General features: G+C 62.6%; 26 protein-coding genes and 1 tRNA gene. 14 read left to right on the forward strand and 13 right to left on the reverse strand.

The window, feature by feature from the left end; translation table 11 throughout:
• Nucleotides 1-5 precede the first annotated feature (5 nt).
• Nucleotides 6-1,178 (forward strand): isovaleryl-CoA dehydrogenase, encoded by a 1,173-nt coding sequence (locus V1292_RS13720; protein WP_334373183.1) that lies wholly within the window; start codon nucleotides 6-8, stop codon nucleotides 1,176-1,178.
• Between the two features lie 191 nt (nucleotides 1,179-1,369).
• Here the strand turns inward: V1292_RS13720 and V1292_RS13725 are convergent, their stop codons facing one another.
• A complete protein-coding gene (locus V1292_RS13725; RefSeq protein ID WP_334373184.1) occupies nucleotides 1,370-2,356 on the reverse strand; it encodes an NAD-dependent epimerase/dehydratase family protein in 987 nt (328 codons plus the stop codon).
• 311 nt (nucleotides 2,357-2,667) lie between these two features.
• On the opposite strand from V1292_RS13725, the gene V1292_RS13730 reads away from it, so the two are divergent.
• Nucleotides 2,668-3,825: a DUF898 family protein gene (locus V1292_RS13730; protein WP_334373185.1), complete on the forward strand. Its 1,158-nt coding sequence runs from the start codon at nucleotides 2,668-2,670 to the stop codon at nucleotides 3,823-3,825.
• A 21-nt stretch (nucleotides 3,826-3,846) separates the two neighbouring features.
• Complete coding sequence (locus V1292_RS13735) at nucleotides 3,847-4,950, forward strand: M48 family metallopeptidase (protein ID WP_334373186.1); 1,104 nt, start codon at nucleotides 3,847-3,849, stop codon at nucleotides 4,948-4,950.
• An 11-nt stretch (nucleotides 4,951-4,961) separates the two neighbouring features.
• Here the strand turns inward: V1292_RS13735 and V1292_RS13740 are convergent, their stop codons facing one another.
• The 4 genes from V1292_RS13740 to V1292_RS13755 all read right to left on the reverse strand — a co-directional run bounded on the left by V1292_RS13740 (nucleotide 4,962) and on the right by V1292_RS13755 (nucleotide 8,319).
• Complete coding sequence (locus V1292_RS13740) at nucleotides 4,962-5,960, reverse strand: LysR family transcriptional regulator (RefSeq protein ID WP_334373187.1); 999 nt, start codon at nucleotides 5,958-5,960, stop codon at nucleotides 4,962-4,964.
• 150 nt (nucleotides 5,961-6,110) lie between these two features.
• Complete coding sequence (locus tag V1292_RS13745; protein ID WP_334373189.1) at nucleotides 6,111-6,923, reverse strand: DUF2927 domain-containing protein; 813 nt, start codon at nucleotides 6,921-6,923, stop codon at nucleotides 6,111-6,113.
• A gap of 117 nt (nucleotides 6,924-7,040) precedes the next feature.
• Nucleotides 7,041-7,661: an HD domain-containing protein gene (locus V1292_RS13750; protein ID WP_334373191.1), complete on the reverse strand. Its 621-nt coding sequence runs from the start codon at nucleotides 7,659-7,661 to the stop codon at nucleotides 7,041-7,043.
• A gap of 52 nt (nucleotides 7,662-7,713) precedes the next feature.
• Nucleotides 7,714-8,319 (reverse strand): L,D-transpeptidase, encoded by a 606-nt coding sequence (locus V1292_RS13755; RefSeq protein ID WP_334373193.1) that lies wholly within the window; start codon nucleotides 8,317-8,319, stop codon nucleotides 7,714-7,716.
• Between the two features lie 229 nt (nucleotides 8,320-8,548).
• Between V1292_RS13755 and V1292_RS13760 the strand changes: the two genes are divergently transcribed.
• From V1292_RS13760 to V1292_RS13780, 5 genes are all read left to right on the forward strand, one after another.
• The gene (locus V1292_RS13760) at nucleotides 8,549-10,096 is read left to right on the forward strand and encodes an acetolactate synthase large subunit (RefSeq protein WP_334373195.1); all 1,548 of its coding nucleotides are present in this window, start codon (nucleotides 8,549-8,551) and stop codon (nucleotides 10,094-10,096) included.
• A 34-nt stretch (nucleotides 10,097-10,130) separates the two neighbouring features.
• Complete coding sequence (locus V1292_RS13765) at nucleotides 10,131-10,646, forward strand: hypothetical protein (protein ID WP_334373197.1); 516 nt, start codon at nucleotides 10,131-10,133, stop codon at nucleotides 10,644-10,646.
• A 22-nt stretch (nucleotides 10,647-10,668) separates the two neighbouring features.
• Entirely contained in the window at nucleotides 10,669-11,988 is a 1,320-nt protein-coding gene (locus V1292_RS13770; RefSeq protein WP_334373199.1) for a M20/M25/M40 family metallo-hydrolase, read from the forward strand.
• A 122-nt stretch (nucleotides 11,989-12,110) separates the two neighbouring features.
• Complete coding sequence (locus V1292_RS13775; RefSeq protein ID WP_334373201.1) at nucleotides 12,111-12,290, forward strand: hypothetical protein; 180 nt, start codon at nucleotides 12,111-12,113, stop codon at nucleotides 12,288-12,290.
• Between the two features lie 102 nt (nucleotides 12,291-12,392).
• Complete coding sequence (locus tag V1292_RS13780) at nucleotides 12,393-12,533, forward strand: hypothetical protein (protein WP_334377238.1); 141 nt, start codon at nucleotides 12,393-12,395, stop codon at nucleotides 12,531-12,533.
• 317 nt (nucleotides 12,534-12,850) lie between these two features.
• On the opposite strand, the gene V1292_RS13785 is transcribed toward V1292_RS13780, so the two are convergent.
• Together V1292_RS13785 and V1292_RS13790 are read right to left on the reverse strand one after the other, a co-directional pair.
• Nucleotides 12,851-13,225, reverse strand: coding sequence for a hypothetical protein (locus V1292_RS13785; RefSeq protein WP_334373202.1), 375 nt, complete (start codon nucleotides 13,223-13,225; stop codon nucleotides 12,851-12,853).
• A 1,103-nt stretch (nucleotides 13,226-14,328) separates the two neighbouring features.
• Nucleotides 14,329-14,457: a hypothetical protein gene (locus V1292_RS13790; protein ID WP_334373203.1), complete on the reverse strand. Its 129-nt coding sequence runs from the start codon at nucleotides 14,455-14,457 to the stop codon at nucleotides 14,329-14,331.
• A 180-nt stretch (nucleotides 14,458-14,637) separates the two neighbouring features.
• Between V1292_RS13790 and V1292_RS13795 the strand changes: the two genes are divergently transcribed.
• Nucleotides 14,638-14,838, forward strand: coding sequence for a hypothetical protein (locus V1292_RS13795; RefSeq protein WP_334373205.1), 201 nt, complete (start codon nucleotides 14,638-14,640; stop codon nucleotides 14,836-14,838).
• Between the two features lie 148 nt (nucleotides 14,839-14,986).
• On the opposite strand, the gene V1292_RS13800 is transcribed toward V1292_RS13795, so the two are convergent.
• The 5 genes from V1292_RS13800 to V1292_RS13820 all read right to left on the reverse strand — a co-directional run bounded on the left by V1292_RS13800 (nucleotide 14,987) and on the right by V1292_RS13820 (nucleotide 18,710).
• Nucleotides 14,987-15,403: a hypothetical protein gene (locus tag V1292_RS13800; protein WP_334373207.1), complete on the reverse strand. Its 417-nt coding sequence runs from the start codon at nucleotides 15,401-15,403 to the stop codon at nucleotides 14,987-14,989.
• Nucleotides 15,400-15,651: a type II toxin-antitoxin system prevent-host-death family antitoxin gene (locus V1292_RS13805; protein WP_334373209.1), complete on the reverse strand. Its 252-nt coding sequence runs from the start codon at nucleotides 15,649-15,651 to the stop codon at nucleotides 15,400-15,402. Before V1292_RS13805 ends, V1292_RS13800 begins: the two co-directional genes overlap by 4 nt.
• 827 nt (nucleotides 15,652-16,478) lie before the next feature.
• Nucleotides 16,479-16,553 (reverse strand) — tRNA-Val (locus V1292_RS13810).
• 117 nt (nucleotides 16,554-16,670) lie between these two features.
• Complete coding sequence (locus tag V1292_RS13815; protein ID WP_334373211.1) at nucleotides 16,671-17,954, reverse strand: hypothetical protein; 1,284 nt, start codon at nucleotides 17,952-17,954, stop codon at nucleotides 16,671-16,673.
• Nucleotides 17,955-18,083: 129 nt separating this feature from the next.
• Complete coding sequence (locus V1292_RS13820) at nucleotides 18,084-18,710, reverse strand: DUF1134 domain-containing protein (RefSeq protein ID WP_334373213.1); 627 nt, start codon at nucleotides 18,708-18,710, stop codon at nucleotides 18,084-18,086.
• Nucleotides 18,711-18,820: 110 nt separating this feature from the next.
• Here V1292_RS13820 and V1292_RS13825 point away from each other — a divergent pair, with 110 nt between their 5' ends.
• Complete coding sequence (locus V1292_RS13825) at nucleotides 18,821-19,327, forward strand: YHS domain-containing (seleno)protein (protein ID WP_334373215.1); 507 nt, start codon at nucleotides 18,821-18,823, stop codon at nucleotides 19,325-19,327.
• A 10-nt stretch (nucleotides 19,328-19,337) separates the two neighbouring features.
• Here the strand turns inward: V1292_RS13825 and cysQ are convergent, their stop codons facing one another.
• Nucleotides 19,338-20,165 (reverse strand): 3'(2'),5'-bisphosphate nucleotidase CysQ, encoded by an 828-nt coding sequence (gene cysQ / locus V1292_RS13830; protein WP_334373216.1) that lies wholly within the window; start codon nucleotides 20,163-20,165, stop codon nucleotides 19,338-19,340.
• A gap of 151 nt (nucleotides 20,166-20,316) precedes the next feature.
• Between cysQ and chpT the strand changes: the two genes are divergently transcribed.
• The 4 genes from chpT (at nucleotide 20,317) to V1292_RS13850 (ending at nucleotide 24,778) form a co-directional block, all read left to right on the forward strand.
• The gene (gene chpT, locus V1292_RS13835) at nucleotides 20,317-20,964 is read left to right on the forward strand and encodes a histidine phosphotransferase ChpT (RefSeq protein ID WP_334373217.1); all 648 of its coding nucleotides are present in this window, start codon (nucleotides 20,317-20,319) and stop codon (nucleotides 20,962-20,964) included.
• Between the two features lie 192 nt (nucleotides 20,965-21,156).
• Nucleotides 21,157-23,871 (forward strand): hybrid sensor histidine kinase/response regulator, encoded by a 2,715-nt coding sequence (locus V1292_RS13840; RefSeq protein WP_334373218.1) that lies wholly within the window; start codon nucleotides 21,157-21,159, stop codon nucleotides 23,869-23,871.
• A 12-nt stretch (nucleotides 23,872-23,883) separates the two neighbouring features.
• Nucleotides 23,884-24,354 carry a chemotaxis protein CheW gene (locus V1292_RS13845; protein WP_334373220.1) on the forward strand — a complete coding sequence of 157 codons (471 nt, stop codon included), beginning with the start codon at nucleotides 23,884-23,886 and terminating at the stop codon, nucleotides 24,352-24,354.
• 58 nt (nucleotides 24,355-24,412) lie between these two features.
• Entirely contained in the window at nucleotides 24,413-24,778 is a 366-nt protein-coding gene (locus tag V1292_RS13850) for a response regulator (RefSeq protein ID WP_028347253.1), read from the forward strand.
• Nucleotides 24,779-24,810 lie beyond the last annotated feature (32 nt).

Below are 24,810 nucleotides of genomic sequence, written 5' to 3' on the forward strand. Positions count from 1 at the left end.
CGGCCATGATTCCCAACGCCCATCGGATGTTCAACTTTGATCTTGGCGAGACTGCGGACGCCATTCGCGAGACCGTGCATTCATTTTCGCAGAACGAAATCGCCCCGCGCGCCGCCGAGATCGACCGCAGCAATCAGTTCCCGCGCGACCTCTGGCCCAAGATCGGCGCGCTCGGCCTGCACGGCATCACCGTCGAGGAGGAATATGGCGGCGCGGGCCTCGGCTATCTCGAGCACTGCATCGCGCTGGAAGAGATGTCGCGGGCGTCAGCCTCGGTCGGCCTGTCCTATGGCGCCCATTCCAACCTCTGCGTCAACCAGATCCGCCGCAACGGCAGTGATGCACAGAAGCGCAAATATCTGCCGAAGCTGATCTCGGGCGAGCATGTCGGCTCGCTGGCGATGTCGGAGCCGGGCGCCGGCTCGGACGTGGTCTCGATGAAGACCCGGGCTGAGAAGAAGGGCGACCGCTTCGTGCTGAACGGCAACAAGATGTGGATCACCAACGGCCCGGAGGCGGACACGCTGGTGGTCTACGCCAGGACCGACGCCAATGCCGGCCCGCGCGGCATCACCGCCTTCCTCATCGAAAAGGGCATGAAGGGCTTTTCCACCGCGCAAAAGCTCGACAAGCTCGGCATGCGCGGCTCCGACACCTGCGAACTGCTGTTCGAGGATTGCGAAGTCCCCGAGGAGAACGTGCTGAGCGAGGTCGGCCGCGGCGTCAACGTCTTGATGAGCGGCCTCGACTACGAGCGCGCGGTGCTGGCGGCAGGTCCGATCGGCATCATGCAGGCTTGCATGGACGTGGTGCTGCCCTACGTGCACGAGCGAAAACAGTTCGGCGAGCCGATCGGCAGCTTCCAACTGGTGCAAGGCAAGATCGCCGACATGTACACCACGATGAACGCCTCGCGCGCCTATGTCTATGCGGTGGCGAAAGCCTGCGACCGCGGCGAGACCACGCGGGAGGATGCGGCCGGCGCGATCCTCTATGCCGCCGAGAAGGCGACGCAGTGCGCGCTCGACGCCATCCAGCTCCTCGGCGGCAACGGCTACATCAACGACTATCCCACGGGGCGGCTGTTGCGCGACGCCAAACTCTACGAGATCGGCGCCGGCACCAGCGAAATCCGCCGCATGCTGATCGGACGGGAGCTGTTCGAAAAGACGGCTTGAACTTCACATCGAGGCAAAGATGATACAGGCTGTCATATCGTCCTCGAACGTTACGTTCCGGCCGTCCTGAAGCCATTCCAACGGCTCCCTCGCATCCAAAGAAAACGCCGATTCCGAAAATGGACCCCACCCCGGACATGACCGCGGACGGTTGGCCCTGCGGGGCGGGTGTTGCTGAACTATCACCTGAGTCAACTATGAAGTCGACTCGCGTGCCATGCCTTAAGAACGGCCTTCTCTTCATCAGCTGTGAGACCGGTAACCGGTCCGCCGGCGGCGCGCGCCCAAAACAACGTGTCGCGGGCGGTCTCCGCAAGGGCTCGCACGGTCAAGCCGGACTCACGCGCCGGTGACGTGTCGCGCGTGTTGAAGCCCGCAAACTCCGGTAGCGGCAGCCACAGCGGCAGCGAACGCGGGCCAGACCATCGCTTGATGTCGTGGCTCTCCAGAAACGCGCGATCAACCCAGGTGAACGTGCAGGACGAGCCAAGGGCGTCCGCGCATCCTGCTAAGAACTGGCCGCGCGTGACCGATGGCCCAATGCCATCAAAAATCCCGGTCAGACGGGTTTGCGCGGCATGCACGATCCATTGGGCAAGATCGCGTACGTCGATGAGTTGGACCGCATCATCCGGCGTTCCAGGCACGAGCACCTCGCCGCCTCGATCAAGCCGTGTGGGCCAATAGGTGAACCGACCCGTTGGGTCCTCTGGACCTACAATCAGTCCGGCCCTGCAAATAAATGCGTTCTCGCCGATCGCCTGCTCGCACGCGACCTTGGCGGCACCATAGATCTCCTCGCTGCTGTGCTCGATCTCCGGTGCTGTGGGCGCCCGGAGGGGAGCGGCATCAGCGCGCTGCCCGATCGTGCAGTTGTCGGCATATACGCTGACCGTCGAGACAAAGGTCCAATGCGCGACGCGATGCTTGAGCGCCGCGACTCCGCGACGCACCTGGCCGGGATGACGCGACACATCAACGACGGCATCGAACTCCTCGTGGGCAAGCGGCGCGAGGCCGTCCGGTTCGTCGCGGTCCACACGGATAAAGCGAGCCCGGCTCGGAACTGCTCCAGCGACGCCTCGAGCGGCGCATGTCACGTTATGCCCCATCGCACAGGCGTGGACGGCGATTGCGCGCCCGAGAAACTGCGTGCCGCCAAGAATCAAGAGGCGCATTTGTACACCCAGAGAAAGCAGCCGATCGGACAAAGTCTCAGAAGTGACAAGGAATAGTCGCACAACCGCAAGTAATCCAGAGGTAACGCGCCCAAACGCGAGATTGGGGATGACCGCTATTCGCTCTTGTCGGACTTCAGGTGATGTTCGGCTTCCGTGCCCAAACCACTGCAAAGCGGACTTGGATCAAGCGATCCCGCCAATCTCGATTGATGAGCTCACCACTATAGCAAGCGATTGTGGGACCTGGGTCACACAACAACCGGCAAATCTGTGGTTTGATCCGCTACCGTTCGCGCTGGAGTTGAACCATGAACCAGATGAGCTGGCCGCCGCAGGTGCCGCCACCGCAGCCTTTGCCCGTGCCGCCGCCAATGCCGGTGGCGTTTTCGGGCAGTCGCGGCGAATTCTTCGATCTGGTCAAGCGCGGCGCGGGGCTGGAATTCGTCACCCTCGGGTTCTACCGGTTTTGGCTGCTCACCGACATCCGCCGCCATCTCTGGGCCAACACCCATGTCGACGGCGACGCTGCGGAATATACCGGCCGCGGCAAGGAATTGCTGATCGGATTTTTGGTCGCGCTCGCGATCCTGGTGCCGGTCTATCTCGGCTACTTTCTGGTCGGCCTCGAGGCCGAGCATATCCAGGCGTTTGCCAGTATTCCGCTGGTCGCGTTCTTCTATGTGTTCGGGCAGTTCGCGATCTACCGCGCGCGCCGTTACCGGCTGACGCGCACGGTGTGGCGCGGCCTGCGATTCTGGATGACCGGATCGGGCTGGATCTATGCCTTGCAGGCATCGCTGTGGGGCCTGTTGTCGGCGGTGACCCTTGGGCTGGCGCTGCCGTGGCGCTCGGCCGCGCTCGAACGCTACAAGATGCGCCACACATTCTACGGTGACCTGCAGGGCCGTTTTGAGGGGCGCGGCTGGGAGTTTTTCAAGCGCGGCTGGTGGCTGTGGCTGCTCACGCCGATTGCGTTTTACGTGTTCCCGCTCGCGCCGTTCATCTACGGGGCCTTCAAGGCGATCGAATGGCGCTGGTGGCTGTCGGGCATTCGGTTCGGCGGCGTGCGCGTGGAATCGTCCTTGCCCAAGAGCGCGCTGATCGGCCTGTACTGGAAAGTCATCGGCTGGATCGTAGTACTCGGATTGATATTCTCGGCCTACCTCGCGCTGGCGGCGGTATTGGTCGCCAGCATGAGCGGCGATGCATTCAGCGAGTTCTTTAAGTCGCAGGAATTCATGAAGAGCATTCCGCTTCTGGTGCTCGCGGGCATCGGCTACCTGGTGTTTGCGCTGGCGATGAATATCGTGATCCGGGTCTATCTGTTGCGTGACCTCTGGGTCAGGGTGCTCGGATCGGTCAATGTCAGCGGTATCGAGGCAGCTGCCAACGTTTCGGCGCGCGGCGGAATGGCCAGCGCACTTGGCGAAGGATTTGCCGACGGCCTCGATGTCGGCGGCTTCTAAGGCATCAGAGTCCTGATAGTCATGGATAGCGATCCACCAACGCCTGTAAGATCGACCACGCTCGGTTCGGTGGCCTATTTCGACGGAACGTCGAGCCGGCGACGCATGGTGACGCTCCGCCTTGCCGACCGGCTCGAAATCGACGAGGGCGAACAAACACTGGCGGCGTGGGCCTACGCCGACATCCGCCGCGCCGACAGTCCGGCCGGTGTGCTGCGCCTGAGCTGCTTGACCGCGCCCGCGCTGGCGCGACTGGAGGTTCGCGACAAGGAGCTTGCCAACGAGGTGGTCTCGCGCTGCACTGACATCGATGACCACATGATCGGCCGCCGCGGCGTTGCCGCTATCGTCGGCTGGTCGCTCGCGGCCGCGGTGTCGATCGTCGCCGTGGTGCTGTTCGGACTTCCGCTCGCGGCCGATCGCCTCACGCCGCTGGTGCCCGAAGCGTTCGAACGGCGGCTCGGCGATGTCGCAGACAGCCAGGTCAAGACAATGTTCGATGCCAAGGTGTGCGACAATGCCGCCGGGCAGAAGGCCTTCACCAAACTCATGACAGCACTTCGGGAATCCGCGGGCCTCGACACCTCGGTGCAGTCGGGCGTGTTGTCGAGCTCGGTGCCGAATGCCTTCGCGCTGCCGGGCGGGAAGGTCTATCTGTTCAGCGGATTGTTGGCGAAGGCCGAGAACGCCGATGAGATTGCGGGCGTGCTGGCCCATGAGCTCGGCCATCTCAAGCATCGCGACAGCATGCGCGCAATGATTCACAACGGCGGCACCTCGTTCCTGATCGGATTGCTGTTCGGCGATATCACGGGCTCGAGCGCGCTGATCTTCGGCTCGCGCACGCTGGTGACGTCGTCGCATTCGCGCGACGCCGAGAACGACGCCGACAGTTTTGCGATCGACGTCATGCACCGGCTCGGCCGGCCGGCGAAGCCGACCGGGGAATTGCTGCTCCGGGTCACTGGAAAGGAGGGCAAGGGCCTCTCCATCATCTCCACCCACCCCTTGAGCGAGGACCGGCTGGCACGGATGAGCCGGAAAGACCCGCCGGCCAGCGGGCCGCCGCTGCTGACATCAGAGGAATGGCGATCGCTGAAATCGATCTGCGACGGCAAGATCTGACCCGCTCTGGCTTACCTGCGGGCGCTCTTCCGTGATCTCGCTGCTTCGATCGGTGCGGGTGCTGCACCGGCCGGCTTCAAATCCCATACCGCCTGCATGGCCGAGAAGGCTTGTGCAATTATCGGCTCGTGGCGCCGCGACGCCAGACAGGCGAAACCGAGGTCGCAGGTCAGCGCCACCTTGTCGGCAATCACGAAATTCCGTTTGCTCGTGACGCGGTCGAGCACGCTGTCGCGCGCGAGGCCGAGGCCATTGCCGCCTTCGACAAGATCGATCATGGCTTCTTCCTGATCGGCGAAAGCGACGCGCTTCGGCGATGAGCCCATCGACCGGAACACGTCGTCGAGCAGCCTCCGCTGCGCCGAGTCATGCGGCGTTCCGATCCAGGGCAGGTCGGCAAGGTCGGCCCAGTCCTTGCCCACCACCTTGCCGCTCCATTCGCGTGGGGCGATCACGCGGTAGTCGAACCGCGTCAGCGCCATGAGCTGGAACTTGCCGTCGTCGATGGTACGTTCGGACAGCATCCCTGACGTAAGCAATCCGGCGGGCGTGGCATCGATGTAGTATCCAACGTCGAGTTCGCCTCTGCCGATCTGCGCCAGTACGTCCTCGGCCATGCCGTAGCGGAGGAAGACTTCGGTCTTTTTCGAGGAGGTGGCGAGGCTTCGCACGAACGGACCGAGCCGGATCGACTCGGGATCAAGGATCGTGCCGACGCGCAACGTGCCGCGCAGCGATTCGCGCAAGGAATCCGCCGCTGTCCTGAAATCGGCCGACGCCGAGACCGTCCGATGCGCAAGCGGCAGCAGGGCGGCACCCGCTTCTGTCAGGGTAAAGCCGCCCGGCGTCCGGTTGAAAAGCTGCAAGCCGGTGCTCTCCTCCAGGCCCTTCAATTGCAGGCTGACGGCAGGCTGGGTCAGGTGCAGCAAGGTGGCCGCGCGCGAAACTGTGCCTTCGCGGGCCACGGTGATGAAGCAGCGCAAGGCCTGGATCCGCGGCAGGTCGTTCATTTGAAGGACTTATAGGAAGCACCCATGACCCCATTAGACAGGATTTGCTCTTGGAAGTCACAACCTTTCATCGATAAAACTTGGCGTTGTCATTGGAAAAAGGTGGATAGCCCCGATTTGGGGGCCGAGACGGAATGGCCCCGCGGCCGGTCACTGCGGCAGGTTGTTGACCTTTCGCACCCAGGAGCGCACGTCGGCCAGCACATCCGGCAGCAGCGCCTTGACCTCCTGAACGGTCATGCCGGGCTTGATCCGGGGATCGTAGAGCAGGTTGAGGAGATATTGGTCGTAGATATCGAAATAGCCCCTCGACACATTGTCGTTGAACATGGTCCAGGGCACGGTCGAGGTATCGTTGATCGGCCCGAGCGACTGCAGCAGTTCCTCATAGGCGCAATCGAAGAAGACGAAGTCGCCATTGTCGACGGTGAGAATCACGTCGGAATGCTCGATTTCGAATTTCTCGTTCTTGCGAAAGCCGGACAGGCATTGCGGGTCGAGCGAAGAGCGGATCTGGCGCGCCCGCTCGCTGCCGTAGAAGGTCGCAATCGTACGCTGGAGATCGCGGTCGCGCACCAGCTTGACGTGCACATTGGCGTCTTCGCTGGTTTCGACCATCGCGATGTCGAGGTGCTGAACGCGCGCGGCGATGTCGGCCACGATTTTCGCAAGCTGCGCCTTGCGGTCGGCGCGCGTGCCGTCGGCAAACACCCGCACCGGTCCGTCATATTTGCGGATACGGTCGACGCGGCCGGCGAGATGATACTCGGCGCCGAAGGCGATCTTCAGAAAGCCTTCGACGATCTCGCTGTCGGTGAAGATCTTTTTCTCGGTGCGCTGACGCTGTGCGATGGCGGGAATGTCGGCGAAAGCCGTGCACGGCGTGGAGATTTCGCCGAGTGCTGCGGCGCTCAGGGCAGCCGCTAGCGTCCGTACATACAGCAATCGGCGGGGCGTGCGCATTCAAACAACGCTGCAGCAATTGGCGCGTGCGCGCAAGGGTTGTTCAGCCGATTGCCGGCGGCGGCGCTGCAAGTTCCGCCTGCGGTGCCTGTCAGGAGGTGTACCTCGGAACGGGGGTTATCTTCCGCCAACCCTTGCTCTGATCGAGGCTACGTCGATTCCTCCGTCAACCATCTTGGCCTCAGCTTGCGCCTTTACTGCATTGCAAAGGGCCATCAGGAAGGCGTCATGCGAGCATCGCGCGTCCATCTTTGTGTAGACGAGATCATACTCGATCGGCTCCCACGTTCCGAAGTCCGCGAGATTGTGCTGAATTTGCACTTCAAGGTTATCCAGCGCTGTAGCAAACTTCGCCTCTGCCGTCGTATGCGCTTCAAACTCGTGCCACAGCTCGAAGATTTCCTGTCCGGTGTCGCCGGCAACGCGGGTTCGGATCTCCTCGATTGCCGCACGTTCGCGTTCTGCCTTGAGCTCTTTTCGTTCGCCCACTTCGAAGTAGGGGATATCCCCGGCCAAGGCCTCCACTAGGTCGTGCACCAGGACAATCTTGAGCACGCGCCCAATATCGACAGGATGCTCAAGATGACGGTATGCAAGCAGTGCGATCAGCGCCATCTGCCACGTATGCTCGGCGACACTCTCTCGGCGCCCGTCCGATAGCCAGCTATGCCGCAGCTCGCGTTTGAGTCGCTCCGACAGCCCCAGGAATTCCAGGATTCGGCTAGCTTCGTTTTCCATCCACTCACCTATTCAAGACGAGCCGATACGGCAGCCGAGAAATGGACGCTGCCTAATTCCTAACGATAACCGGCGTGCCGATGCGGACGCGGCTATAGAGATCGGTTACGTCCTCATTGGTCATGCGGAAGCAGCCGGACGAGACCGCCTGTCCGATCGTCTCGGGCTCGTTGGAGCCGTGGATGCGGTACAGCGTCGATCCCAGATACATCGCCCGCGCGCCGAGCGGGTTGTCGATGCCGCCTGCCATGTGGCGCGGCAGGTCGGGCCGGCGCCGGAGCATCTGAGCCGGCGGCGTCCAGCTCGGCCATTCCTTCTTCGCGGTGACGCGGTGGGTTCCGCTCCAGCGGAAGCCGTCCCGGCCGACACCAATGCCGTAGCGGATCGCCTGGCCGTTGCCGAGCACGAGATAGAGCCGGCGTTCGGCGGTGTTGATGAGAATTGTGCCGGGGGCGAGATTGCCGGCAAAGTTCACTGTCGTACGCGGGATCGGACTCGCTCCGCTGGGCATGCCGGGCCGGAAGAAACCGGGGCCGCCGCCCATGATGTCGCGCGAGTCTTCAAAGAAGAAACCTTGAAATAAACCTTGGGCCTGCGCGTTGCCGGCCCCCGCTAGCACAGTGAGTGCCGCAAACAGCAAAGCAAAAGCCCGGGTCATTGTTCTCCCTCGCGAAAAAATCTGAATATGCAGGTCGAGACAGGCCATAATTGCGGCGATCGTGCAAGCAACGAGCCCGTGACCACAGCCATTTTCAAACACCGCGGTTAAAAAAGACAACATGCCGGAAACGATGGCTGCATTGTTCCGCTAAACCTTTGACGAAACGTGCGAACAATGTTTGATCGTTAGCTGCTCTTAAGAACAAAGCGCGAAGGGGAATGAGACCATGAACGGTGCGGAAAGTCTGGTGCGGACATTGGTCGCGGGCGGGGTGGACGTCTGCTTCAGCAATCCCGGCACCTCGGAGATGCATTTCGTCGCCGCACTGGATCGGGTCGAGGGGATGCGCTGCGTGCTCGGCCTGTTCGAGGGCGTGGTGACGGGGGCTGCCGACGGCTATTACCGCATGAAGGGCACGCCGGCCTCGACGCTGTTGCATCTCGGGCCCGGCCTCGCCAATGGTCTTGCCAACCTGCACAACGCCAAGAAGGCCAATTCCGGCATCGTCAACATCGTCGGCCAGCACGCGACCTACCATATCGGCTACAACGCCCCGCTGACATCAGACATCGAAGGGCTGGCGCGGCCGATGTCGTCCTGGGTGCGGACCTCGCCGGATGCCAAATCCGTTGCCGCCGATGGCGCTGCCGCGATCGCTGCCGCCAAGAGTTCGCCGCCGCAGATTGCCACGCTGATCCTGCCCGCCGACACTGCCTGGAACGAGGCCGACGGCATCGCGCCAGCGCCGGCGGAAAGCCAGCGCGCCAATTATTCCGCGCAGGCCGTCGACAATGCCGCGAAGGTTTTGCGCAACGGCGGCGCGTCGACGCTGTTGCTGATGACCGGCAGCGCGCTGACCGAGCAGGGGCTGGCGCTGGCTGCCCAGATTGCAGGCAAGACCGGCTGCAAGGTGATGGGCCAGACCTACAATCCACGCATGGCGCGCGGCAGGGGCCGGTTCGCGATCGACCGCATTCCGTACGTGATCGAGCAGGCGCTGCCGATCCTGAAGGATTTTAAAAATATCGTATTGGTTGAGGCCAACGACCCCGTGGCGTTCTTCGCCTATCCGAACAAGCCGAGCATGCTGAAGCCGCAAGGGTGCGAAGTGCACCGCATGACCACGGGCGCCGAAAATTCCGTTGCCGCGCTGGAAGCGCTGGCTGGCGCACTGCATGCGCAGCCGCAGGACCGGCAGCCGCAAAAGATGGTCGAAATCGCCAAACCGACCGGCGCGCTGACGCACGCCTCGATCGCGCAGGCGATTGCGATGGCGATCCCGGAAAACGCCATCGTGGTCGATGAATCCATCACCACCGGCCGCGGCTTCTTCCCACCGACGGCCGCCGCTGCCCCGCACGACTGGCTACAGAACATGGGCGGCTCGATCGGCTTCTCCACCCCGGTCGCAACGGGTGCCGCGGTCGCGTGCCCGGACCGCAAGGTGATCTGCATGGTCGGCGACGGCAGCGCGATGTACACGCTGCAATCGCTGTGGACGCAGGCGCGCGAAGGCCTCAACGTCGTCACGATCGTATTCGCCAATAAGATCTACCAGATTCTGCGTGGCGAATTTGACGGCGTCGGCGCCGGCGAGCCGGGGCAGCGCGCGCAAGACATGCTCAAGATCGACCGTCCCGACCTCGACTTCGTGGCGCTTGCCAAGGGTATGGGCGTGCCGGGCCGCGCGGTCGCCAATGCCGACGACTTCAACAAGGCGCTGGCGGAAGCCGTCGCCGAACCGGGGCCGCGGCTGATCGAAGTGCAGATGTAAGGCGGCTGTCACCGCTCGCCTTCCTGGAGGCCAGATGCAGACCGAACTGAACAAGGTTGTGGCCGCACTTCACGAGTTTTATGCACGCGAAACTTTCCTGCTCGAACGGGATGTCGGCGAGCGCGCGCTGACGCACCGGCTGGCGGTGCAGTTCGAAACGCAATTCCCGGGCTGGGAGATCGACTGCGAATACGACCGGCTCGGCGACCGCACGCTGCGGCTGCCGCACGGATCCACCGTCTCGACCGACGATCACCTCGCAAAATCGATCTATCCCGACATCGTGGTGCACCAGCGCGCCATTCCCAACAACCTGCTCGCGGTCGAGGTGCGCAAATCGGTCAATCATCAGCCGCTCGAACATGACCAGCACAAGCTGCGCGCGCTGACCGATCCGCATTTGTGGTTCGCCTACTGGATCGGCGTGCTGCTGACGCTGGGCAAGACCCACGTCGCGATGTCGGAGGTCTATACCAGCGGCGTTCTCGACCAGGCCATGTCCGGCTGGTTCGCGCAGCGACTGAAGGATGCAGGGCTAAGCGCCGGATGAAGCCTGCAATCGGAGAACTTTGATGACGCTCGGTCGATTGATCCTGGCCATCGCATTTGTCGCCGTCGCACAGCACGCCCTGGTGCAGCAGGCCGCCGCGCAAGCTTCCGCGCCCGATCTGGAAGCCATTCTGGCCCATCCCAAAATCGCCAAGACGCTCGACGACATCAAGGCCGACGACGAGCGGACCTTTGCCGAGCAGAAGCGCATCACCGAAATCCCGGCGCCGCCGTTCAAGGAAAAAGTCCGTGCCGAATATTTTCAGAAGCGGATGCAGGAGCTCGGCTTCAAGGATGCGTCGATCGATGCCGAAGGCAATGTGCTCGCGCTACGCAAAGGCAGTGGCAGCGGCCGGCCCAAGCTCGTGGTTTCCGCGCATCTCGACACGGTGTTTCCCGAAGGCACCGACGTCACGGTGAAGGAAAAAGACGGCGCGATCGTAGCGCCAGGTATCGGCGACGATTCACGCGGCCTTGCGGCGCTGCTGTCGCTGATCAAAGTGATGAACGAAAATGGGATCGCGACCGTCGGCGATATCCTGTTCGTCGGCACCGTCGGCGAGGAAGAGCTCGGCAATCTCCGCGGTGTGAAGGCGCTGTTCCGCGATCACACCGATATCGACGGCTTCATCTCGATCGACGGGCTCGGCATCACCCGCGTCGTCAACCAGGCGACCGGCAGCCATCGCTACGAGTTCACCTTCAAGGGCCCGGGCGGGCACTCGTTCCAGGAATTCGGACTGCCGAGCGCGACGCACGCGATGGGCCGGGCGATCGCGAAAATTTCCGAGCTGCAGCCGCCGTCCGATCCGAAGACCACGTTTACCGTCGGCACCGTGACCGGCGGCACCTCGGTCAACGCCATCGCCGCGGAAGCGCGAATGGCCGTCGACATGCGCTCGAATTCGACCGAGGAACTACTCAAGCTCGAGGCGCGGCTGCTCGAACTCGTGAAGGAAGCGGTGGCGGATGAGAACGCGCGCTGGAAGTCCGACAAGATGACGGTCGAGGCAAAACTGATCGGCGACCGGCCGGCCGGCATTGTCGCGATGGATTCGCCGATCGTGCAGGCGACCCAGCGCGCGGTCTCTGCCGTTACCAAGGGGCCGCGGCCGACCTTTGCCGGCTCCTCCACCGATTCCAACATCGCGATGTCGCTCGGCATCCCGGCCGTCACCATTGGCGGCGGCGGCGAGGGCGGCAACTGGCACTCGCGCAACGAATGGTACAAGCCAACCAACGCTTGGTACGGACCGCAGAACGCCCTGTTAACCGTCCTGATCCTGACCGGGCTGGATGGCGTGACCAAACCGGCGCTTGTGGTGAGAAACGCCGCAAAATAGGGGCTGAACTGTCCCCAGCGCCGTTAACCATGCCCCCGATTGGACAAATTGTCGGCCAATTGCGGCCAAAGCGCTAGCCGAACATCGTTCCCCAGTAGTTCTACGTGCGTGGGGGATGTGGCATGGCGTACAGGATCGTGGCGGAACGCAAGGACGAGACCGTCAGGATGGACCGAAGCAGCATGCTGGTGGCGGTCGCCAAAGCGCGGGTCTGGGCCAGCGAAGGATGGAAGGTCACCATCATCGTCGGCGACGAAAAAGAGATCGCACCGGCCGACGCGCGCCGGCTTTCCTTAGTCTGAATCGAAGAGTAGTGCGCCGTCTCTCCGACGGCCTCCAAATAGAGTGGAACCGGGAACCCGGAGCGACGTTACACTTGCGGGCAGGCTTTTTGGAGCAATGCCATGCAGTGGCGGTCTGCAACCACAGGCGCCGATGAAATGCGCGGCACCGGCGACGACGACATCTCCTATGCAACCGGATGGACCATCAGCGGGCTAGCGACGCTCGGCACCATCGTGGCGATCTGGGTGTTCGGGATCTGATGTAGCTCCATCTCTGCGCGACCCGCGTGCCGCCGGTCACGAGCAGGCCTGCCTTGTCCGGTCAACAGGACGCACTATCGTCGGCGCTGCAGCATCATGTAGTTTGATCTCCTGAACCAGAACAAAAAGGCCGCCCCTTGGGCGGTCTTTTTTTCGTTGTTTTGAGAGAAGGGCTGACGGGTCATACCCGAGCAAATGGATTTGCGCCGTCGATAGGCACAGATCCCGATGCCTGCAAAGGCAAATATCGTCATCGCCCAGGTCGACGGATCAGACACCGAGATACATACTCTATCTGACTGCTGAGCGGCTTCACATTAATGGCCGATCGTTCGCCGCCACGCTGCGGATTTTACTGGTTCGCACGCCGTGAGCCGGATTTTTCCGGATTGCGTGAAGCGGAAATGCGTTCTCATGAGCCTTCCGTCGTAACCGCGATAATCCAGTGAAATGCCGTCCTCCTCCGGCATCAATGCGTCGATAGCGAACGCGTCGTTTCCCGCCCTGGCGAGCCGTGGCCACCAATATCGTTCCATCTCCGATCGCCCGTTGAAGCTACCGCTCTCGCAGCATTCCACGGTGGCCGCGTTGTCATACAGGTCCAATAATGCGTCGAGGCGCCGCTGCTTACAGGCATCGATCCAATCGACGACAACACCTACAGCATCGAAACGGTTATTCGTGTTTGCCATGTCCGGTCCTCCTGCGGATTACTAACGGCAAAGCGAATGAACACGTTGTGAACCAAGCGTTCAGGCGCGGTTAGGTGAGGGTTCCGCATATGGAACTGCCGGGGCGCTCCAAACGCATTTTCGCCAAACTATTATTGGCTTCTGATTGCGGGGCAGGACCGTTTAAATCGGAGTCCTGCATGCTCAAACAAATCCTTGTTGCGTCTGTCCTTGTTGTAACCGGATCTATCGCTTCGGAAGCCCGTCCTTCCCGCACCGCTCAAATACCCGAATGCAATGTGACCATGCCCTGCGACTTCTCATTTTCGCAGCCCCGTCGTGAGCGGATTAGTTCTTACACACATCAAGCGACCGCACAGAGTTACCGTCGCGAATTGGCGGACGTGAGTGTCGATCGCGGTCAAACTGTCGGCGGTCGTCCGGCCGGTTGTCCCCGCTCGTTCTGCGGCTGCGGCGCGTCTATACGTGTTTTCGGCCGGATCGTGCCTGGTCTAAATCTCGCATCCAACTGGCTGCGCTTTCCACGGACATCGCCAGCACCCGGAATGGTCGCTGCGCGGCGTGGGCACGTTTTTGTTCTGGAGCGACATGTCGAAGGCGATACGTGGATAGCATACGATGCGAACTCGGGCGGCCGCGCAACGAGAATTCATGCACGCTCGTTACGCGGATACACGGTTGTTAACCCGCATGCTGCTTGACCATTAGTTCAGCCGCCAATGTAAATTCGACGGCGCGGTTGTGCCAGAATTGGCGCAGCCGCGTTGGCTAAAAAGAAAAGGCCGCCGTTGCGCGACCTGTTTCCTGAAACAGGGTATAAGTGAATTTAATTCAGATGATAATCTCGATCGGGAAGATATTTAATTCATCAGGATTGGCATTTGGTCGAATTTGATATCGACGCGATCGTCACCGCGCTATGCGGCTGCACTTGATCCCGCGGCGCCATCGCGCGATAGGAACGAAAATCTGCGAACTGCATTGGACCGTGTGTCGCACATCCCCGATGCGACATTGACTGAAAGGGACCTCAGCGCCGCCGCTGGGGCCCTTTCTGCTGATGGCCTGCAACAAAGGCTCCGCTGCGAACGCGGCGCGCGCGTTTAGAACGCCCGGCGCCGCGGTGGCGGACCGGCTTGCGGGTGGCGCACACGGGTGAGTTCGGAAATAGCGATCAGCGCGGCGCCCGCGATGATGGTGATGGCCGCCATCACAAGAAGGGTTGTAAGCATGGTTCGCTCCCGGAAAGTGCCGCTACCACGACACGCCGGGAATCGTGTTCCGGCAAGACGGGCAAACTACGGGCCGGGACTTATTGGCCAAAGGAAGCAGCCTGCCCGATGAGTCTGGTGCCGGACAGACGGCGATCCGGCACGGGATTTCAATGGCCCTCGTGAACGAGGATCACGGGCATGCCAACACGACGGCACATCAAGCATGACAAGACCTTCGAAGAGCGGCTGGCGGAAGAGGCCAAGCGCTTTAGAGAGGCGGCAAGGGAGGCACAGCCCGGCATGGCCCGGGAACTGCTCTTGCGGCGGGCGCGACAGATGGAAGCCGCATCTCGGCTAAACGAATGGCTCCGCTCGCCCGGCATGAGGGCGCCGGAGTAGGCCGCTCGGCTTCGCCTCTCTCTTCCTGTGGCGGCCGCAACAGACTCTTCTCGAGGGGAACAGGACGTTCTTGACACGGTTGCCGGATCAGGGCCGCCGTATTCTGCTGCTCCGGTGAAAGATCCGGTCTCTCGGCAGGCTCGTCCATCTAACGCTGTCGGTTAACGCCGCGCGTGCTGGCGCGGCGGGCAATGAATTCTTTCATCAACGGTAGAAAAAACGCCTTGCTGAAATGGCCGAGTGGCGGCTCCGGCTCGAGGTAGAACGACTGGCCGATGACGTCCTGATTGTATTCGTCAAGAATGACCCAGAGGCGCAGCGCAACGTCGAGGCCGGCGCGACGCTTTTCCATCTCAGGAATTTCGACGGCAAAACGATCGGAGGAGGGCGGCTGACTGGTGATCGGAAACAGCAGCAACAAGTCCTCACCTTTCGGTCGGGCAATCCGCACACCCACAGCCACCGGGCGAGGCTTGCGGCCTTCCGTCTCCCCGCGCTCAGCTTCGCGCACCCACAAATAGGGAAATCGGATCACGCATCCGGTGCGAAGCTCGTCCCGGCTCACGTCTCATCGCCTTCCCGCTCATAGGCGTCGACCGCCTGCTTGACGTCCTCAAACAACTCGTCAGGCATCGTCTCCAGCCGGCCGGCCTTCCGGGTATCGGCTCTGGCTGTAAGCTTGCGGTAGTCTTCGATGCTGAGCAGCACCAGGCGCGGCTTGTTCCGCTGGGTAATGGTGACGGGCCGGCGCAGGGCTTCGGCGATGATGTCTCCTGATTTCCGGGAAAGATCACTGGTGGAATACTGCGTCATCGATGAACCTCCATCATTGCTGTAATATACAGCAATGCTGTATTTTTCTGCAAGAGACCACCTAAATACTGTCAGCGATGGATCTTCGGAGCGGCAGCTCGGCCTGAAGCGCCGCCCGAAGTGCCATTCGTCGCAGGGCTGATCGCTTGAGCTCGCCGGCGTTCAATTTCTACGAGGCGTTGAAGGTTGGGCGCCCGCGACCTCGCTCGAAAACACCAGTTGCCCATCGCATTCATCCTGAAAACGATGCGTCGTGCCCTGTTTGATCACCGCGTCGGCCCCAGGAGTTGGATGAGATCGAGCAGGAGGCGGATGACGCGACGCAGCCATCGTGCTGGCCGGCCGTGTTCAGATCAAACTCAATTAACGTCATGCTGCTTGTTATTCCCAAAATATCAGAGTGAGGTTCAGACGGCGGAGCTTGATCTCCTCGCACAGCCGCTGGGCCTCCTGCTTCGCGTAGCTCCTAACTGACGGTGTTTGCCGCCCAGGCGCAGGTAGCCACTGCCACGGCGTTTCGAAGACAGCGCAAGCCGTATCGAATGACTTGACGATCCTGCTGGCAACCGCGATGCGATGCCGACAAGAAGCGAACTCCCCGGCTCCATGGGGTCCCTGTCGCTTTACGATGCTGTCCACACGGATGTCGTCGTAATGGATCAGCCAAGTCTCTTGATCGGCGTGGAGATCGCGGCGGCGGGCGAGGGTAGGCCATGGTCGAGCGATTTTCGTCAACCTTGCCGAACCGAAGTGCCCCTATGTGCCCCAGCTTTCTGGGGCACACCTTCAGGAAACTAGTTCGTTAAGTGGCTGGCAAAAGGGTTTAATGGTGGACGCACAAGGGATCGAACCTTGGACCTCTCCCGTGTGAAGGGAACGCTCTCCCGCTGAGCTATGCGTCCGGGAAGTGTGGGCGAACAATGAGCCCCGTCAGAGCCCGCGATTTACGAAGGACGAGCCCATAGTGTCAAGCGATCAGTCAGGCCGTAACGTCGCGTTTTCGCGTGGGGGCGGGGGAGTTATGCGCCCTGCTGGCGGGCCCGCGAAGCGTGCGACTGTAGCGCGCGGATGCGTTCGGCCAGCGTCCCGCCGCCTTCCGACATGGCGGGGGCGGCACCGGCGACGTCGTTGGCGGGCTTGGCTGGCACTTTCGGCACGTCCGGTTCCGCCGCCAGCATGGCCTCGATCGCCGAATTCGGTCCCTCGAGCTGCATCGCGAGTTTTGCGACTTCGGCCGCGATGTCGTTGATGCGCTCGCGAAGCAGTGCGTTCTCCATGCGCTCGGTCGCCCAGGAGCTTTCGGCCTGCTGCTGGATCGCGTTGATGTCGCGCTGCAGTTTGGCGCGCTCGTCGCGGGCGATGCGGAGCTGTTCTTCCACCGCCGCCTTCTCGGTGCGCAATTTTTCCACGATCGACGACTTACCGCCGCTCATGCCTGCGATCTCCTCGCGCAGTTCGCGCGCGGCGCGTTCGGCGTTTTCGTTCGCCTGCCGGAGCTGATTGTTCTCGTATTCGCGCTCAGCCAGGATCTTGCCTTGCGTCGCCAGCCGCGCTTCGAGGTCGTTGACGCGGTTGCCGAGCATCTCGGCTTCCTTGACCTGGACGATCAATTGCCGGTCGAGATCGGTGACGCGCTGGCTCAGATTTTCGACACGGCTGCGCGCTTCCGTCAATTCGCGCGTCGCATGCTCGGACTCGGCGCGCTCCTGCGCGAGGCGGGTCTGGGTTGCCGAAAATTCCTTCTCGGCGTCGCCGACGCGGCCCTTCAATTCCTCGATCTGCGTGCGCACCGCGACCAGCTCGACCTGGCGGCTGTCCGCCATCATCGAACGATCGTTCAATTCGTGATTGATCCTGGCGAGGTCGGCCTGCTTGTCGGTCAGCGCCTGCTCGGCGTTGCGCAACAGTTCAGTCTTGGCCGCGAATTCCTCTTCGGTGGCGCGTAGCTGCTCTTTCATCGCCTTCTCGCGCGCTTCGAGCGCAAAGATCGTGGCGTTCTTCTCGCCGAGCTCGATCTTCATGCGATTGATCGCATCGCTCTTCTTGCCGAGTTCGGCGAGTTGGCTGGTGGTCTTGTTCTTGAGCTGCTCGACGCTCATTTCGAGCCGCCGCGCCGACATGGCGAATTCCGCGCGCAACTGATCCTTGTCGGCCTGGATTTCGGCCATCGACAGCGGCGTCGCCGCCTCCAGCCGCCGGGTCGTCAGCCGCACTGCGCGGTTATGCACCAGCGGCACGATCATCAGGCCGAACAACATCGAGACCAGAAAACCGATCGCCAGATACATGATCGGCTCGATCATGGATGGTTACTCCACACAGACAAGGAATCGTTAATCACATTGCCACGCCAGCCCGACCCTGCGCCAGCCCGATGCCGCGTTAACCTGAATCCATCCGGGGAGACTTGGCGTCTATGCTTGAAGCTGCGCTTAGAACGGGTTCCAGGTCGCCCGCGGGGTATATTTGAGATACCCGACATTGGCGCCGAGCCTTAAGCCGATGCCGGAACGGATCGGCACCAGCACGATGTTGTTGGCGGTCAGCGCGGTCATGCCGAAGCCACCGACGATATAGGCGGAGCCGTCGATGCCGACGAAGCGCTGATAGATAGCGTTGGTGGCGGGCAGGTTGTAGACCAGCGTCATGGTGCGCGCGCCGTCGCCGCCCCAGTCGAAGCCGACCGACGGCCCCTGCCAGTAGACACGCAAGTCGCCTGCATTCTTGGTGTAGAGCGTGCCTTCGCCGTACCGCAGGCCCGCCACAAAAGCGCCGGAGCCTTCCTCGCCGAGCACATAGCCATTGGGCAAGCCCCATTGGCTCACCGCCCGTTCGATGACCGAAGCGAGGCCGCGCGAGACGTTGCCGAAGAACTTGTGCCCGGCCGACACCAACTCCTCGGGCCCGAAAGTCTCGGGACCCGGCTGGCGCTGTGGTGGCGGGTAAGGCCCGCCCGGTGGGGGCGGATAAGGCCCTCCCGGCTGCTGCGCAGAAGCTGGCACGGTCCAGCACATCAGCGCGGCGAACGTCACCGCGGCAAGGCGTGAAGCAAACGTCATGAAAGAACCCCTGGCATCGAAATCTGGCCGCCGCCTTAACCTGACGCCAACAAGCATGGCTCTAGGTTGCGCCCAGTGTCCCCTCGACTCGCATGTTATCGGCACCAACTATGTCTGCACAACGGCAGGAAAGATACGGTTCGCGCCCCCAAAGGGCCCTTTTTGCCTTATTGGCAGGGTTTTTTTGCGTTGCTAGCCTTGATTTCGCCGCGCGCGCCGCGACCACCGAGCGGGTGGTGGTGAACCGCTATTCCGGACTCGCCATCGGAGGCTTTGATCCCGTCGCCTATTTTACGGAATCCATGGCCATCGAGGGCTTACCCGATTTCGAGGCTCGCGAAGCCGGCGCCGTCTGGCGTTTCCGCAACGAGGGCAATCGCGCCTCTTTCGTCGCGCATCCGGAAATCTACGGGCCTCAGTTCGGCGGCTATGACCCAGTCGATCTGGGGCGAGGGGTAACCTATGCAGGCAACCCGCGCTTTTGGGTGGTTGCGGGCCAGCGGCTCTATTTGTTCGGCCGCGAGGACAACCGCGATGCGTTCGCCGCCGAGCCGGCACGTTTCCTCGAGGAAGCCACCGCACGTTGGCCGGCGCTCGAGCGAGGGCTGGCGCAGTAGCTCGCCCGGGCTACGATTGCACGGCCTTCGGATCACCCCAGGCGATGAATTCCGGAACGATGAAGCCCGTCCGGCCCGTGCCAAATTGCAGGGCGGCGCCGCTTGAATCCGTGATCTTGCCGCCGGCGGCCGCGACGACCGCATGGCCCGCGGCCACGTCCCATTCCGAGGTCGGCGACAGCCGGGGATAGATATCGACGGAGCCTTCGGCCACCCGGCCCAATTTGACCGCCGAGCCAAGCTCGCACCGTACGGCCCCCGGTCTTGCGGCAATAAAGGCTTCGGTCCTGGCGTCGCCATGCGAGCGGCTGACCGCCACGGTCCATGGCTGGCCGCGCGGCGGGCAAGGGCGGGTACGTATAGGCTCGACGAGCAGCTTGCCCTTGCCGAGCGTCAGCCGTTCCGCGGCGCGTCCGACAATGCCGCGCCAGATCAGTCCGAGCGCAGGTGCGCTGATAATGCCAAGCAGTGGCGTCCCCTGGGTCACCAGCGCCAGGTTGACGGTGAATTCGTTGCGGCCGGCGACGAATTCCTTGGTGCCGTCAAGCGGGTCGATCAGGAAGAAGCTTTCCATGTAGGGCAGCGCGGACGTTTGGACGCGCTCCTCCGAGAGCGCAGGTATTTCGGGCACTACCCGGGCAAGGCCCTCGGCGATGATTCGGTCGGCCGCCAGATCGGCCTCCGTTACCGGCGAGCCGTCGGTCTTGCCGTCGACCATCATGGCGGAACGGTTGACGGCAAGGATGGCGGCGCCGGCCCGGATCACGATCTCGGTCAGCGGTTCGATCAGCACTGCTGCGGCCTCGCGATCGAGCGCGGGCGGACGTGCCTCATTCACGAGCTTGGCCCATTTGCTGTTCGTCCTGCCTTACCATTGCCGCCCCCTGCTGGCAGCACGGGGCTGCGCAGTGTATCAAACCGATAAGCACGCGTGATTCGTAACGGTCCGCCAGCAATTTGCGACCCCGGCGGCTTTCCAGGAACCCATGATGTCTGGCACTTCATCTCCCGGTCCGGCTCCCGATACCCTCGAACTTGCGGCGCTGTTGTGTTCGCGAGTCTGTCACGATCTCATCAGCCCGGTCGGCGCGATCGTCAATGGGCTTGAGGTGCTTGACGACAACCCGAAGCCCGAAGACCGCGATTTCGCGCTCGATCTGATCCGCAAGAGCGCCAAGACCGCCTCCGCACGGTTGCAGTTCTGCCGCCTGGCGTTTGGCGCTGCGGGATCGGCGGGCGCGCAGATCGATCTCGGCGATGCCCAGACCATGGCACGCGGCCACATCGAGGACGGCAAGATCACCATCACCTGGAATCTGCCGCGCCTGTTGCTGCCGAAGAACCGCGTCAAGCTGCTGTTGAACATGCTGATCATCGCGCAGCAAACGATCCCGCGCGGCGGCACGCTGACGATCGATCCGATCGGCGACGGCGAGACGATGGGTTTTCGCGTCACGTCTTCGGGCCTCAACGCCCGCGTGCCGCAGAACATCGCCAATCTCGTGAGCGCGAGTTCGACCGCGACCGTCGACGCGCATGCGGTGCAGCCTTACTATACGCGGCTGTTGGCGCAGGCCTGCGGGCTGAGCGTGACGCTTGAGCCCGACGGGGAAAAGGTGCTCGTTACTGCTTCCTGAGCGCGCCACCGCGCCGACATGGTTAACCAACAGTTGAAAACAGGCGGCAGAATTCATTTCTGCCGTCTTATCTCTTTGTTGATCCCGTTCTTTTCCATTTGCTCAACCAATATTAAACGCTTTGCATAGAAGCTGGCCTCGTTCCGTAAGGCGCGTCGATGTCGCGTGCCGGTGCGTACGAAGGCCAGTTTCATGGATGATTTGTTGCGGGAGTTCCTGACCGAAACCAGCGAGAGCCTGGATACGGTCGACAATCAGTTGGTGCGGTTCGAGCAGGATCCGAGCGACGCGAAGATCCTGGATAACATCTTCCGCCTGGTCCACACCATCAAGGGCACCTGCGGCTTTCTGGGCCTGCCGCGGCTCGAAGCACTCGCCCATGCCGGCGAGACCTTGATGGGCAAGTTCCGCGACGGCATGCCGGTCAAGGCCGAAGCCGTGACGCTGATCCTGTCGAGCATCGACCGCATCAAGGAAATCCTCGCAGGCCTGGAAGCCACCGAGACCGAGCCCGAGGGCACCGACGAAGACCTGATCGAGAAGCTGCATGCGATGGCCGAAGGCGGTCACCATGCGGCGGAAGCGCAGCCTGAACCCGCGCCCGCGCCCCCGCCCGTCGTGGCGGCGCCGCCGGTTGCGCCCGCGATGACCAAGGGCACACTGGTCGAACAGGTGCTGGAGCGTCCGTTGCGTCCGGGCGAGGTCTCGCTCGACGACCTCGAGCGCGCCTTCCGCGAGACCGAGACCGAAGCCGCGCCGGCACCCGTTGCCAAGGCTGCGCCGGCGCCGGAAGCCAAGGAAGTAAAGGCAAAACCGGCCAAGCGCGCCGCCGCCGTCGAGGTCGACGGCGAGGTCGCCGACAAGATCGCCAACCAGTCGATCCGCGTCAACGTCGACACCCTCGAACATTTGATGACCATGGTCTCCGAGCTGGTGCTGACCCGCAACCAGCTCCTGGAAATCTCGCGCCGCAACGAGGACACCGAGTTCAAGGTGCCGCTGCAGCGGCTCTCCAACGTCACCGCCGAGCTGCAGGAAGGCGTCATGAAGACGCGGATGCAGCCGATCGGCAATGCCTGGCAGAAGCTGCCGCGCATCGTGCGCGACCTCTCGGGCGAACTCGGCAAGCAAATTGAATTGGAAATGCACGGCGCCGACACCGAGCTCGACCGCCAGGTGCTCGATCTGATCAAGGATCCGTTGACGCACATGGTGCGCAACTCCGCCGACCACGGCCTGGAGACCCCGGCCGAGCGGCTCGCGGCCGGCAAGGGCGAGCAGGGCACGATCCGGCTGTCGGCCTATCACGAGGGCGGCCATATCATCATCTGCATTGCGGATAACGGCCGCGGGCTGAACACCGAGCGGATCAAGGCGAAAGCGCTGCAGAACGGCCTCGTCACCGAGGCTGAACTGGAGAAGATGACGGAAGCCCAGATCCACAAGTTCATCTTCGCACCGGGCTTCTCCACCGCCGCCACCGTCACCTCGGTGTCCGGCCGCGGCGTCGGCATGGACGTGGTGCGCACCAATATCGACCAGATCGGCGGCACCATCGACATCAAGAGCGTGGCCGGCGAAGGTTCTTCCGTCACCATCAAGATTCCGCTGACCTTGGCGATCGTCTCGGCCCTGATCGTGGAAGCCGCCGGCGACCGCTTTGCGATCCCGCAATTGTCTGTGGTCGAACTGGTGCGCGCCCGCGCCAACTCCGAGCACCGCATCGAGCGCATCAAGGACACCGCGGTCTTGCGGTTGCGCAACAAGCTGTTGCCGCTGATGCACCTGAAGAAGCTGTTGAAGATCGACGACGGCTCGTCCTCAGACCCCGAGAACGGTTTTATCGTGGTCACCCAGGTCGGCAGCCAGACCTTCGGCATCGTGGTCGACGGCGTGTTCCACACCGAAGAAATCGTGGTCAAGCCGATGTCGACCAAGCTGCGGCACATCGACATGTTCTCCGGCAACACCATTTTGGGCGATGGCGCCGTGATCATGATCATCGACCCCAACGGCATTGCCAAGGCGCTCGGCGCCTCCGGCGCCTCGGCCCATGAGATGGCCGACGATGCGTCGGCAGCGCATGCGATGTCCGGCGAACAGCTCACCTCGCTGCTCGTGTTCCGCGCCGGCTCAAGCCAGCCCAAGGCGGTGCCGCTCGGCCTCGTCACCCGGCTGGAAGAGATCGCCACCGACAAGATCGAGCTCTCTAACGGCCGCTACATGGTGCAGTACCGCGACCAGCTCATGCCGCTGGTGCAGATGGCCGGGGTCACCGTGCAGATATCAGGCTCGCAGCCGATCCTGGTGTTTGCCGACGACGGCCGCTCGATGGGGCTCGTGGTCGACGAGATCATCGACATCGTCGAGGAGCGGCTGCACATCGAGGTCGCCGGCCAGCAGGACGGCATCCTGGGTTCCGCCGTGATCAAGGGCCAGGCCACCGAGGTGATCGACGTCGGCCACTTCCTGCCGATGGCGTTTGCCGACTGGTTCTCGCGCAAGGAGATGCGGGCCTCCTCGACCGCGCAATCGGTGCTCCTGGTCGATGACTCCGCCTTCTTCCGCAACATGCTGGCGCCGGTCTTGAAAGCCGCCGGCTACAAGGTGCGGGTCGCCGTCAACGCGCAGGAGGGGCTCTCGGCGCTGCGCTCGGGCCAGACCTTCGACGTGGTGCTGACCGACATCGAGATGCCCGACATGAACGGCTTCGAATTCGCCGAGACGATCCGCGCCGACAACAATCTGGGCCAGTTGCCGATCATCGCGCTGTCCTCGCTGGTGTCGCCGGCGGCGATCGAGCGCGGGCGGCAGGCCGGCTTCCACGACTACGTCGCCAAGTTCGACCGCCCCGGCCTGATCGCGGCGCTGAAGGAACAGACCGCCGACACCCGGCGCGCGGCTTAAGGAAGCAAGACCATGACAACCAAGACCGAGACCATCGAGGGCACCGTGGCCGAATACGTCACCGCCGTGATCGGCGGACAATTGTTCGGCCTGCCGATCTCGCGGGTGCAGGACGTGTTCATGCCGGAACGGCTGACCCGGGTGCCGCTGTCGTCGGCCGAGATCGCCGGCGTGCTCAATCTGCGCGGCCGCATCGTCACCGTGGTCGACATGCGCGCCCGGCTCGGCCTGCCGAAGAACGACGACGGCAAGCCGCCGATGGCGGTCGGCGTCGACCTCAGAGGCGAGTCCTACGGCCTGTTGATCGACCAGATCGGCGAGGTGCTGCGGCTACCCGACAATGGCCGCGAGGAAAACCCCGTCAACCTCGACCCCCGATTCGCCAAGCTCGCCGGCGGCGTGCACCGCCTCGACGGCCAGCTCATGGTCGTCCTCGACGTCGATCGCGTTCTCGAAATCATACCTGACCTGATGGCGGCATGAAAATCCAACCCGGTACGGAAACATCCCTTTTGGGAATTGATCTAAGTGGAGGCCTAAAATGAAAACATGTCTGGTCGTTGACGACTCGAGCGTCATCCGAAAGGTCGCGCGGCGCATCCTCGAAGGTCTCGACTTTCAGATCGTCGAAGCCGAGGACGGCGAGAAGGCGCTTGAAGTCTGCAAGCGCGCGATGCCAGAGGCGGTTCTGCTCGACTGGAACATGCCTGTCATGGACGGCTACGAATTCCTCGGCAATCTGCGCCGCATGCCCGGTGGCGACGCGCCCAAGGTGGTGTTCTGCACCACCGAAAACGACGTCGCGCACATCGCGCGTGCGCTGCATGCCGGTGCCAACGAATACATCATGAAGCCGTTCGACAAGGACATCGTCACCGCGAAGTTCCAGGAAGTCGGCCTGATCTGATCTCTATGTGATCCCGGCGGCTCAACGGCCAT

It is taken from the genome of Bradyrhizobium sp. AZCC 1719, from assembly GCF_036924525.1.
Taxonomy (GTDB): domain Bacteria; phylum Pseudomonadota; class Alphaproteobacteria; order Rhizobiales; family Xanthobacteraceae; genus Bradyrhizobium.